The organism is Patescibacteria group bacterium, from assembly GCA_018817085.1.
Taxonomy (GTDB): Bacteria; Patescibacteriota; WWE3; order CG2-30-40-12; family CG2-30-40-12; genus CG2-30-40-12.
Genome location: JAHIUT010000067.1, coordinates 1 through 11,261 on the forward strand (window position 1 = coordinate 1; position 11,261 = coordinate 11,261).

The window sequence follows — 11,261 nt, forward strand, 5'->3', positions numbered from 1 at the left end:
ATATATTATTTTTTTGTCAACGGATATCCCTACAACAAAAAAGTGATTGAGCAAAGGACTTCTTTGAACACTTTGGATTATTTAAAAAAACTTAAAGAATTCGTTGAATCAAAGGTTACTTCTTTGGTGATTGATGAGGATTTAAATATGTTAATGCCTCTTGCAAAGTTTTCCTCCATAAGAAAATCTTTAAAAAGCGAGGTTTTGAGTTTGCTTAGAGATGAGATTGAACAACTACAAAATTAAAAATTTACTACAAAAACTTAAAAGTTTATTTAATAAGTTAGGGGTCATTATTAAGGACTCTCCCGCCCCTGGGCGGGTGAGTCCTTTGTTAGAATTAGCTTCGGATTTAACTAAGGAGTCTCCTTGTTCCAAGGAAACTCCTTTATCAAAACCAACCGCGAACAAACCTATCGTGGACTCGCTATCTTGCCCATACTGCAACTCACAAAAATATGTTAGGAGAGGAACAAGAATAAAAAAATACGAAAAAGTGCAACTTTATTTATGTCGCGACTGCGGAAAAACTTTTACCCCGCAACCTACCCTTTCGGGAAAACATTACCCGCTAAAAACTATCTTTAGAGCTTTAAGTCTTTATAATTTGGGGTACAGTTTGGAGGAAACTTGTAGGGCAATAAATGTCAAATCTCAAATCTCAAATCTCAAATCCACAGCTCAAATCTCAAAACCGAATACGGAAAAATTCTATTCTTTGCAACCATCAACTTTATCCAGTTGGTTAGATGAGTTTTTGGAATACACAAAATACGCAAGAATGCGAGAATTCGCCAAAAAACTTATGCTTCCAAAAGATACCGTAGTTACCGCAACTTTAGCGCACCAACAGCTTTATCGCTACCGCTTTCATCGCGCTAAATGTCATTTAATGATACAGGAAGAGTACATTCATCGTAGATTCAAACCCTTACAAGAGTTTTTGGAGTTTGTTCCCACCGAATGTCCACACCAATACTTTGCAAACAAAGAATTCTTAAGAGCGTCTGAATCCCCTCTTACTTTCTCTAAAAAACATATGATTGTAAGGTCAAAACAAAATTACGCCACCAAAATGTGCTCTTTTGTACTACAAGGTTCCAAAGACCGCAAACAAAGACATAATGATGTGCAAGATTTCTTTTTATATAATGATTCCGTTACAGTGGCAACCGAAGTGCCGGTTTATTTAACCCGCGAGGATTTGGAACATTTAAAAACACAGCTTGGGTTTGAGTTGTACACAAAATCGGACGGGACGGCGCCAGAAGGCAAGGAAATTTCGGCAGCGGGCGGCCTGCCCCGTTTGATAACGGGGCATATTGACATATTGCAAATAAGAAACGGGCAAATACATATTTTAGATTACAAACCAAACGCCGCCAAAGAACAACCTATTGACCAGCTAACTCTATACGCAATGGGTCTCTCCCGCCTTACAGGACTACGGCTTTTTGAGTTTAAATGCGCTTGGTTTGACGAAGAAAACTATTTTGAATTTTATCCTCTGCATGTTTTGCACAAACCAAGAAAAGCGAGGAGGAGAAAAAAGGTTGAAACTATGGAAGGAACTTATAAAGTTAATAAAGAGTTTGGTAAGGTAAAGTAAAATAATGTCAAATGTAAAAACTCAAATGTCAAATGTTACGAAGTAAGTTCGCTTCGCGAAGTCACAACTAAAATCTTAAATCTAAAAGGCAATTTTTTTATGTTTTAGTTTTAACCTTTGACATGTGGATTTGAGTTTTGAGATTTGAGTTTTGAGATTAAGCTATGTACTACACACCAAAACGACCGGTAAAAAGTTTTCAAGACCTGGAAGTCTATCAAAACCTGCTTTCAGGCAGTGTAAAAATTGCCAAGGCAATAAAGGAAGATGAAGCGCATAATTTAACGAAGGACTCACCCGCCCAAGGGCGGGAGAGTCCTTTTTCGGAAAAGTCAGACGAGTTGATAACAACACCACTTCTTGAAACTGTCCTTTCCCTTCCAAAACAGGTTGCCCGCGCGCACTCAATACGGTTTTCTTACTCTAAAAAAGCTTTGGAAAAACTAGAAGAAGCAATGTATAACTGCAATATGGCCGTTGTTTATTTGGAACAATATCGCGATTTAATGCAAAGCAAAAAAGACGCAGACTTTTTTGAGGAAAATATCAAAAACTATTTAAGAACAAGAGGAAAAATAATGCGATTGCAAAGAAGCTGGGCAAAGTTTGCGAAAGAAAGACAGAGAGAATTGACCTAATTACTAATTTTTTTCAGGCATTTCGCGCAGATTTTAACTTTTACCTTTTTACCATTAATTTCCAAACATTTTACCCGCAAATTGGGATATGTCCGCTTAATAGTTTTAACGGCCGAATGGCTTATTTGGTTCCCTTTTTGGGAACTTTTCCCGCAAAATTGACATTTTCTCATAGTGGTGTCATTCCAGCAAAAGCTGGAATCCAAATATTCCTTCCCTAGATTCCAGCTTTCGCTGGAATGACAGAGTGGATTTAAGTGAGAGTATATCCCATTGACATTAAAAAAGTCAACGGGTAGAATAAAAGTATGGTCAAAAGACCACTGCCTAGGGCGAACGTATAAATGGCCGTAAAGAGCGATTCATCAACGCGATTAGGGATTTCAAATTTTGCGCAACTTTTATTAAGGTCGGCAATGAGAAAACCCACCTCACAGTATGTGAGTCAGCCTGGTCTGCCGTCGCCTTGGGAGGTATTATACGATTTTCAACTAAGGTTTATCCTTTTTTTGTCATCCTGAACTTGATTCAGGATCCAGCCATTCTTTTCTGGATTCCAGCTTTCGCTGGAATGACGGTTTGAATTTACTTCAGTCTCGTAGATTCCTTGTGGGTAGTGGTTTTTCTACAATTTCGGCAATGCTTTTTAATAGCCAGCTTCTCCGTAGTGTTAACTTTGTTTTTCTCCGTTATGTAGTTTGCGCTTTTGCATTTCTCGCAAACCAATTTTAATAAAATTCGCGATGTTCTTGCCATAATTTGAAAATGGTAACATTTTTAAATTCAAAATTCAAGATTTAACAAAGGTTTCTCCTTCTTCAAAGGAGAAACCTTATTCAAATTCAAATCTCCGAGCCGAAGATGGGAATCGAACCCATAACCTCTTTCTTACCAAGAAAGTACTCTGCCATTGAGCCACTTCGGCAATTTTGGCAGGTCTGCCAGGATTTGAACCCGGAATAATGGTTTTGGAGACCATTGTGATGCCATTTCACTACAGACCTATTTTACGAACTCCCCGAGCCTACGGCTCGTAGAGCCGGGGGCTCCCGCTAGCGGTTTTGGAGACCGCTGTTCTGCCACTAAACTACACCCGTATCCTTATGGATTTTGAATCTAACTAAGGAGTCTCCTTGTTCCAAGGAAACTCCTTTAATAAATCCAGAGCCTCTTGGTAGAATCGAACTACCATCGATGGTTTACAAAACCATTGCTTTACCATTAAGCTAAAGAGGCTGTTTACTTCGCTTGCGAAGGTGGAAACTTGTTTCCACACAAAACACTTGCTCTACCACTGAGCTAAGTCGGCAAATCTAATTCTACCTCATCCCCCGCCCTTTAGGCAACAAGTTATTGACATACCCTCGCAAAAGCTAGTAATTTAGAAACACAATGGAAAATATAGAAAAAACCTCAATCTTAACTAACGGAAATGGATATACCTTGCCTAAAAAAGTGGGTGTTGTCCATAGCGAAGTAAAACGAGAATATTTCCCAACCGACGCCCAGTACATTACCGAAAAAGACGCTATCAAAGACGCCAAACTTTTCGGCTCCTATTTGGAAAAATTAGGAGTAACCCCGCTTTTTTACGAAGGCAACGCGCGCTTACCCGAAAAAATCTTTAAAGATAAACCCCAAATGGTTATCAACTTGGTCGGTTCAGTTAAAGGCAGTGAGTATCTTGCCTCCGCTATCCCCGCTATGCTTGAAGCCATAGACATTCCTTACACTGGCGCAGGTATCTTGGGCGAATCCCTCTCCTACAACAAATTTTTAGTCAAAAAACTTATTCAGCAAATTGGCGTGCCAGTCCCCTATTACCAACTTTTTACCACTCACAATGACCTACTGGACCCTACTTTGCGGTTTCCGTTAATATCCAAATTAAACGAAATTCACGGCGGTGTGGAAATTACTAAAGACTGCGTTTCCGAAACCGAAAAGCATTTAAGGAACAGATTAAAATTTTTAATAGAAACTTACCAACAACCAGTTTTAGTGGAAGAATTTATAGCGGGTCGGGAAATTACCGCAATTCTTCTTGAAGGGGGCAACAAAAAAGTGTACCTTGCCGAAAAGGTGTTTGAAGGGGACGAAAAGTACTCATTTGTAACTTTTGAATCGCAATGGGGAGAAGGTAAAAAAGACAATTTTTCTTACCAAAAATACGATGACCCTCTGCTCAAAGATTATGTTAAAAAAACCTTTGATATAACCAAAATGGCAGACTACGCAAAGTTTGATGTAAGACTTGATTTATCGGGCAGATATTTTTTTATAGATGTAAACAGCAACCCCGCTTTTGGACCCAAAGAAACCGGAACGGCGATAGCGGAAATTATGGAACTTTATGGCATAGACTTTTTAGAAGTGCTGAAACGAGTAATGCTAAATACAATGCAAGCGTATTCAAAGTAATCCGCCAGCTGGCGGATTAAATGACAAAATTAAAAATTGACTGATGTTTGTCCTGTCATTCCAGCGCAGGCTGGAATCTAGGAAACAATATCTGGATTCCGTGTCTCCGCACGGAATGACGGTTTTATAAAATCCACCTCAAAATTAAATTTACTGGCGCAAACACTACCTTCTCCACCACCCCCGTAACAATAAGAAAAATCAAAATATAAAGCCCATACTTCTGCGTTTCAAGCCAGTCCCCCGCCAAACGGTTGGGCAAAAAACCTAAAACTACCTTGAACCCGTCAAGCGGTTCAATCGGCAAAAGGTTAAAAAAAGCTAAAATAAGATTTAACTGAACCAACATAAAAACCGCAGAGGACATAACTCCCCCTGGGGAAATTTTGTACACAAAAGAAAGGGCAAGCGCCATAAGCAAGTTTGAAAACGGCCCCGCAAAAGCGATTAAAGCTTGGTCTCGTTTAGGGTTTTTAAGGTTATAGATATTAAAAGGAACAGGTTTCCCCCACCCTATGCCGAAAAATAAAAGGGCCAAAGTTCCAAATTTATCCAAATGCGCCAAAGGGTTTAGGGTTAAACGGCCGCTCATTTTGGCGGTAGAATCCCCAAGTTTATAGGCGGCAAAGCTATGAGAAAACTCGTGGATAGTGATAACAACCGCCAAAAACGGCAAAAGTATTAATCTTAAACTTAGTCCTTCTAAAGTGAACATTGTTAGTATATAATACCAAAATCTATGGTACTTGACTATTTTAGGGAAGTTAAAGTAGAATTACGCAAGGTTTCGTGGCCCACGCGCGCGCAAACCAAAAAATACACCATATTGGTTATTGTGGTTAGTGTTATAGTGGGGATATATTTAACGGGATTGGACTATCTGCTTAGCAAAGTGGTAGGGTTAGTAGTAAGGTAATTTAACAAAGGAGACACCTTTTTCAAAGGAGTCTCCTTGGAACAAGGTGACTCCTTAGTTGAGATTTAAAAAATATGGAAAAAAAAGCGCGCAAACTCCCCAACCGAATAACTTTGAGCGAAAAGCCGCATAAAGACTCCCATTGGTATGTGGTGCATACCCAATCCGGATACGAGTATAAAGTGGCCAACACCTTAAAACAACGGGTTGAAAGTTTGAATCTGCAAAAGGAGATATCTGATATTTTAATCCCAACACAGGAAAAAATCGTAATCTCCGCCGGCAAAAAAAGGAATGTGCAGGAAAGAATTTTTCCCGGTTATGTTTTAATAAAAATGAATATGACCGACGAGAACTGGCTGACGGTGCGTTCCACCGACGGCATTACCGGGTTTGTGGGCATAGGAACAAAACCTTCCGCCGTATCCGAAAAAGAGGTAGAATCGGTTATTAAATTTATGGCTCTTGAAACACCAAAATACGAAGCCAAATTTAATGTTGGCGACGGTATTAAAATGATTGGCGGACCTTTTCAGGATTTTATAGGCACCGTTTCCGAAGTAAATAAAGGACAAGGAAAAGTGCAGGTTTTAGTTTCAATTTTTGGACGCGAAACACCGGTTTGGGTGGATTTTGAGCAAGTCTCGCCTTTATGAAATAAAGGCGAGATCCTGAGCGAATGGTGAGTACTGAGCATAGTCGAAGTATCGAACCAGAGTCGAAGGATATTTTCCCCGTCATTGCGAGCCCGAAGGGCGTGGCAATCTCATTGGGATTGCTTCGTCGCAAAGCTCCTCGCAATGACGAAAGGGGTAGCGGAGAGATCGGTTCAAAATTCATAGGGGTACGGACCCCAAAGAAAAACAGATGGCGAAAACAAAAAAAGTAAAGGCAATCGTAAAACTAAATATCCCTGCGGGCAAAGCCAACCCCGCCCCTCCCGTAGGTCCCGCGCTAGGCCAGCACGGCGTTGCCATTATGGATTTCTGTACCCAGTTTAACGCTAAAACCAAAGATATGGGAGAGTATATAATCCCCGCCGTTATCACTATCTACAAGGATAGAACATTTACTTTTGTAACCAAAACCCCGCCGGCGGCTAACCTTTTATTAAAGAAATTAGGTCTGCAAAAAGGTTCCGCCGCGCCTAATAAAGAAAAAATAGGAACCTTGAAAAAGGCGGATATTGAAGAGATTGCGCAATTAAAAATGAAGGATTTAAGCGCAAGAAGTTTGGAACAAGCGGTAAAAATAATTGAAGGAACAGCTAGAGGGATGGGAATTGAGGTGGGAAAATGATAAGGGACAAAATTCAAATGACAAAATTTTGGATTAAAAAAGGATTCTGCTAAAGCTCGCTTTGACGAGTCCGTTGAGGTTATTATTAACCTAGAACCCGATAAGAAAAACTGTAATAGGAAAAGTTTCGTTTGATGAAAAAGCTCTTGCCGAGAACTACGAAACTATTTTAAAAGCCCTTGAAGGGCAAACCATTAAATCCATTTACCTCAAATCCACTATGGGCAAACTGCACTCTGTGTTATCCTGAACGGACCCTCGTCATTGCGTCGCTTCTTTCAAAAACCTTATCAACTCGGGTTTTAGAATCTTTGCCACTCTATCCAAACTATCCTTTTCCATCAGCGGGTTTAAATCTTGATACAAAACCTTTTCATTCAATTCCGCATTAACAAATTCAATTAAATCCCCCAAATATTTGTGGTAACTACGCGATGTCCTCTCTTCCACAACTTTTTTATTCACAGAGATTCCCTCTATAAAAAATTTATGAATATCGTAAAAATCCCTCCCGGCAATCTTTCCCGTTTTGTTAAACCTACCTTTCGCGGCAACTAGTTTATTCGCAAACATCGTGTCCAAGGTATGTCCGCTACAATACAAACCTAGTTCCGGCAAATAAACCTTTTCATACATATTATATGGACTAACATCATCGTTTATTTCCAACTTCAAAGTATTCCTTTCAGATTGTCTCGCTGGATATTTTAGAAAAAATTGAAGATGCTCCTTACTCTCGTCTTTAATAGTTAAACCAAGCTTTTTAATGATATCATAACAATGCTGTCTTACATTTTGCTTATGCTCTTTATTTGGCAGGTCAAAATCTAAATCTATAGAAAACCTATCAAGAACCCCGCGCAGAGAGGCATAAGTCCCTCCTTTAAATTGTAGTTTCCCTGCTAAATAACCGCTACTCAAAATTTGGGTTAGCAACCTGTACATCTGATTCTTATGCTTCGCATCTTTTGGCTTTGGCGTTATCATAAATACCCCACCTTCTTTGCTATTAACTCCCAATTACTTTTTTCTACGGCTAGCTCATTATCAAAATAGTACTTGGGATTTATATGTAAAGTATCCGCAATGGCTCTATCTACAGTTGCGATAGAATACTTAACATCATCTAATACTCCCTCGCGGTTAGCTAAAAAATTAGACCCAAGATACCTACACAAATATTTTGTCCCCCCTACCTCAAACTCCAAACTCTTTTTGCCTAAAAGCGTAATTTTTTCTAGATTTTGAAAGATCACTCCCTCCTTTTGCAAAACTGTTTCGGAACTTACATAAGACCACGAACCGCAAATAGCGCAACCTACCTCATAAATATGAAGTTTATTCACAGGAACAGTGGAATACAAACCCTTTTGTAAACTATATAGTATCTCTCTTTGCGTATACCTCTTTATTGTTGTTAAAAGAGTATTCCTATTATCAACCTCCCATAACAAAGCAAGGTCAGAAGTTCTGAAAACCCTGCGCTCTTGCTCCAATAATACCTTTTGTTTAGAGGTGTCCCTTTTTATGTACATATATGTACATATTAAATAGTTTGGGGCGATTTGTCAATGGGTTTTGGGTCGGAATACTCGTAAGTTCCGGCAAGACCAAGCTTTACTAAGATAGGAAACTTTAGATATATTCTAAATTTTTGGACCGAAGTTTTTATATCAATCCCAAACTTTTTCTTTACAAAACAAGTTATATCGTAAGCCAAAATCTGCAAATAATCTTTTAGTATATTCCGTTTGAAAACCCTGTTTTGGGACGCGCTTTCACTTATTAACTTTTCCATTACAGCTAAAATTGCTTCCATAAGGTATTTAGATATGCAAATAACAACTTCATTTTTTTAGAACCTTCAATACTCACATACTTTTCAAGCTCCAACATATCCCTTTTATTAATATTAGATAAATTCAACCTTAATTCAAGCACCGATTTTTCGTCCGCCAACATATTTTTTCTAAGGTATAAAAAATCAAACAACGCTTTAGCTTTGGTCGCCTTAAAAATATAAAAACCCTCCGACCTCTCCACATTAAAACCGCAGAAAAGCTCCGTTTTTATTTTGTGATAAAAAAACCTGCCAATTTTATTAGAAAAACTCGCCGTCTTTTTTTTGGTAATTAGGGTAAAATTCACAGGAATTTCAGTCAAGATATTGTAATAGTAAAGAGAATATTCCAAACTCAAGTATGAAGGCAAGTACAAAGTACAAGCCACAAATTCCGTATAGTCGCTAGAAAACCCCGTTTTCATAGTATAAACTCCCTTTTTAAGCCGAGTAACCTTTCCCAAACGCGCATATCGAGAAAGGAGTGTTTTAAGATATGCCTTGTTAGCTTCAACGGACAATAAATCATCTAAAGAAAAAAATGGGAGATTTTCCACTTTGGACAGTATATTCTTAATTTTTGGCTTGTCAACATCGTTCCTCATAATGTACTATAATAGTACACTTTTAGAAATGAGTTTGTCAATCCCTTTCGTCATCCTGAACTTGCCTGCCCGCCCCCGGAGGGATTCAGGATCTAGTCCGGAATGACAAAACAGTTGTCATTGCGAGCGTAGCGAAGCAATCTGGGATTGCTTCGTCGTTCGCTACGCTCTCTTCTCGCAATGACGAAATACCGCCTATTCCACCACCACTTTTCCTTTCATATCAGGATTGAGAGGGTCGGAGTACTCGTAAATTCCCGCTACATCAAATTGCTGACTGTACGATTCTCCCGGTTCAAGATCCTTTAAGCTACCCCATTTTCCGCTTGTTCCTTTAACACTGTGCGCTGTAACACCTGCATTTTTGAAAGTTACTATAAAAGGAGCTGTAACCGTAATTTCCGCCGGCACAAAATTAGCGTCGCTTATTGTTATCACCACGGGTGTAGTGGGCGCCGCATTTTTTGCCGCTTCTTCCATCTGTTGCGCGTACTTCTCGGGTTCGGTTACTATAACTCTTGGGTTGCCCTCTTCGGTTTTTACCGCAGGAGCTGTTGTTTGTTCCTCAACTTTAGCTGGTTTAGCGCCGATTTTGAGCGCGACTAAAGAAATTCCCGCCACCAAGATAAGGGCGCCGAGAACGAAAGATATTAAGATTGGTTTGCTTTTTAGGTCAAAATTCATAAAAATCACCACCCTTCAGATTCAATTTAAAATTCAAATGACAAATGACAAAATTCAATTCAACCCGCCCAAGGCGGGAAAAATTCAAAATTTAAAACTATTTCTTATTTATCGCCCCAAATATAAGGGACAATTCGTGCGCCTCTTGCCACAAACCCTCTATTTCTACAATTTTTTCCGGGGCGATTAGTTTCATCATTCTTAACCAATGTTTTGTCTCTTTCGCCTCTTTCTTACATATACCTATCTTACTCTTAAAATCCCTCTTTGAATCTGCGCCATTAGCTTCCATATAATTCGCGCCTACGCTAGTCCCACTCCTTATTAGTTGATTAATTAAAGGACGGGTAATCTCATCACGAAACAAACTCTTACAAAATTTTATTACATTTTCACCAAACTTTGCAGTTCTTTCTTCTAAATTATATTTTTTATCATTTGAATTTTGAGTTTGATTTGTCATTTGTCATTTAAGCTTTGACATTTGATCCGCCAGCTGGCGGATTACTTATTCCTCCTCTTTCCAATAAATCTTCACTTGCTGAAATTCTTGCGGAATAGTTCCCACCAAATAAAGAGGCGTAAAGTTTACCGTTTCAGAAGGCAGAACATTGTCGTTTGACTTGTACATATTCCTCGTTAGAGAAACTTTGTTTCCGTACAACCCGCCATTGACGATTAAAGCCTTATCTTTTTTATCGCCTTTGCTTTCTATTGTTATTTCTCCGGTTGCGAAAATTATGGCATCTATTTGTTCCGCATTTTTGTCCACCGTAACATCTCCTTTTACATAAATAACCAGCCCTGTGCTGTCTACATCATCAGACTTGATGTCATTGCCTATTGCTAAATCCCCATCGCGGTAAATAACCGCAAAACCCGTTCCTGAAACTTTGTAATTTACCGTGCTGGTTATCTCGTTATCGGACAACTCATAAACCTTGCCAGCTTCCAAATCATTCCATCGGGACAACGCATCGTAACTGCCGCTGAAGATTAAGGACGGAAGAGAAATTGTATGGTTATAACTTTCCACTTTCCAATCATTGGAAGAACCAACACTCCCAGAACCTAAATCAATGCTTGACTTTGCGGAGCATACGCCGCCAAGAGTTTCTATTAAAAAGTTTCCGGACGGAATGGCGTTATAAAGATAGGAGTTGGTATGGACATCGCCGTTGTATGTTTGAAACCACGCGGGAGTTTCCGGTTTTGCAAGCGCCCAATTGTAAGTTGCTGTTTTGCCGTC

At 39.2% G+C, this 11,261-nt stretch carries 17 protein-coding genes and 3 tRNA genes; 7 read left to right on the forward strand and 13 right to left on the reverse strand.

What is annotated here, in order from left to right:
- The 3 genes from KJ678_04385 to KJ678_04395 form a co-directional block, all read left to right on the forward strand.
- Positions 1 to 246, forward strand: a 246-nt coding sequence (locus KJ678_04385; GenBank protein MBU1017368.1) for a hypothetical protein, incomplete at its 5' end; no start/stop codon positions are given.
- Positions 221 to 1,609: a hypothetical protein gene (locus KJ678_04390; GenBank protein ID MBU1017369.1), complete on the forward strand. Its 1,389-nt coding sequence runs from the start codon at positions 221 to 223 to the stop codon at positions 1,607 to 1,609. The genes KJ678_04385 and KJ678_04390, both read left to right, overlap by 26 nt.
- A gap of 164 nt (positions 1,610 to 1,773) precedes the next feature.
- On the forward strand, positions 1,774 to 2,247 hold the full coding sequence (locus KJ678_04395; GenBank protein MBU1017370.1) for a hypothetical protein: 474 nt from the start codon (positions 1,774 to 1,776) through the stop codon (positions 2,245 to 2,247).
- On the opposite strand, the gene rpmB is transcribed toward KJ678_04395, so the two are convergent.
- From rpmB to KJ678_04420, 5 genes are all read right to left on the reverse strand, one after another.
- The gene (rpmB, locus tag KJ678_04400; GenBank protein ID MBU1017371.1) at positions 2,244 to 2,420 is read right to left on the reverse strand and encodes a 50S ribosomal protein L28; all 177 of its coding nucleotides are present in this window, start codon (positions 2,418 to 2,420) and stop codon (positions 2,244 to 2,246) included. The two genes, KJ678_04395 and rpmB, sit on opposite strands and share 4 nt — an antisense overlap.
- Positions 2,421 to 2,832: 412 nt before the next feature.
- A complete protein-coding gene (rpmG, locus tag KJ678_04405) occupies positions 2,833 to 3,003 on the reverse strand; it encodes a 50S ribosomal protein L33 (protein ID MBU1017372.1) in 171 nt (56 codons plus the stop codon).
- A gap of 97 nt (positions 3,004 to 3,100) precedes the next feature.
- A tRNA-Thr gene (locus KJ678_04410) sits at positions 3,101 to 3,172 on the reverse strand.
- A gap of 5 nt (positions 3,173 to 3,177) precedes the next feature.
- Positions 3,178 to 3,251 (reverse strand) — tRNA-Trp (locus KJ678_04415).
- Positions 3,252 to 3,412: 161 nt separating this feature from the next.
- Positions 3,413 to 3,483, reverse strand: a tRNA-Thr gene (locus KJ678_04420).
- A gap of 156 nt (positions 3,484 to 3,639) precedes the next feature.
- Here KJ678_04420 and KJ678_04425 point away from each other — a divergent pair.
- Entirely contained in the window at positions 3,640 to 4,668 is a 1,029-nt protein-coding gene (locus tag KJ678_04425; protein MBU1017373.1) for a hypothetical protein, read from the forward strand.
- Positions 4,669 to 4,792: 124 nt separating this feature from the next.
- On the opposite strand, the gene KJ678_04430 is transcribed toward KJ678_04425, so the two are convergent.
- Complete coding sequence (locus KJ678_04430; protein MBU1017374.1) at positions 4,793 to 5,383, reverse strand: site-2 protease family protein; 591 nt, start codon at positions 5,381 to 5,383, stop codon at positions 4,793 to 4,795.
- Between the two features lie 24 nt (positions 5,384 to 5,407).
- On the opposite strand from KJ678_04430, the gene secE reads away from it, so the two are divergent.
- The 3 genes from secE to rplK all read left to right on the forward strand — a co-directional run bounded on the left by secE (position 5,408) and on the right by rplK (position 6,883).
- Complete coding sequence (gene secE / locus KJ678_04435) at positions 5,408 to 5,584, forward strand: preprotein translocase subunit SecE (protein MBU1017375.1); 177 nt, start codon at positions 5,408 to 5,410, stop codon at positions 5,582 to 5,584.
- A gap of 74 nt (positions 5,585 to 5,658) precedes the next feature.
- The gene (gene nusG / locus KJ678_04440; protein ID MBU1017376.1) at positions 5,659 to 6,240 is read left to right on the forward strand and encodes a transcription termination/antitermination protein NusG; all 582 of its coding nucleotides are present in this window, start codon (positions 5,659 to 5,661) and stop codon (positions 6,238 to 6,240) included.
- 211 nt (positions 6,241 to 6,451) lie between these two features.
- Positions 6,452 to 6,883, forward strand: a complete 432-nt coding sequence (rplK, locus tag KJ678_04445) for a 50S ribosomal protein L11 (protein ID MBU1017377.1) — start codon at positions 6,452 to 6,454, stop codon at positions 6,881 to 6,883.
- Positions 6,884 to 7,144: 261 nt separating this feature from the next.
- Here rplK and KJ678_04450 read toward each other — a convergent pair whose 3' ends face one another.
- From KJ678_04450 to KJ678_04480, 7 genes are all read right to left on the reverse strand, one after another.
- Entirely contained in the window at positions 7,145 to 7,870 is a 726-nt protein-coding gene (locus KJ678_04450; GenBank protein ID MBU1017378.1) for a nucleotidyl transferase AbiEii/AbiGii toxin family protein, read from the reverse strand.
- A complete protein-coding gene (locus KJ678_04455) occupies positions 7,867 to 8,418 on the reverse strand; it encodes a hypothetical protein (protein ID MBU1017379.1) in 552 nt (183 codons plus the stop codon). The genes KJ678_04450 and KJ678_04455 overlap by 4 nt, the downstream gene beginning before the upstream one ends.
- Before the next feature lie 11 nt (positions 8,419 to 8,429).
- Entirely contained in the window at positions 8,430 to 8,702 is a 273-nt protein-coding gene (locus tag KJ678_04460; protein MBU1017380.1) for a hypothetical protein, read from the reverse strand.
- Entirely contained in the window at positions 8,687 to 9,328 is a 642-nt protein-coding gene (locus KJ678_04465; protein MBU1017381.1) for a hypothetical protein, read from the reverse strand. The genes KJ678_04460 and KJ678_04465 overlap by 16 nt, the downstream gene beginning before the upstream one ends.
- Before the next feature lie 195 nt (positions 9,329 to 9,523).
- Positions 9,524 to 10,012: a cupredoxin domain-containing protein gene (locus KJ678_04470; protein MBU1017382.1), complete on the reverse strand. Its 489-nt coding sequence runs from the start codon at positions 10,010 to 10,012 to the stop codon at positions 9,524 to 9,526.
- A 97-nt stretch (positions 10,013 to 10,109) separates the two neighbouring features.
- Entirely contained in the window at positions 10,110 to 10,475 is a 366-nt protein-coding gene (locus tag KJ678_04475) for a four helix bundle protein (protein ID MBU1017383.1), read from the reverse strand.
- 45 nt (positions 10,476 to 10,520) lie between these two features.
- Positions 10,521 to 11,261: hypothetical protein (locus KJ678_04480; GenBank protein MBU1017384.1), on the reverse strand; the 741-nt coding region annotated here is incomplete at its 5' end.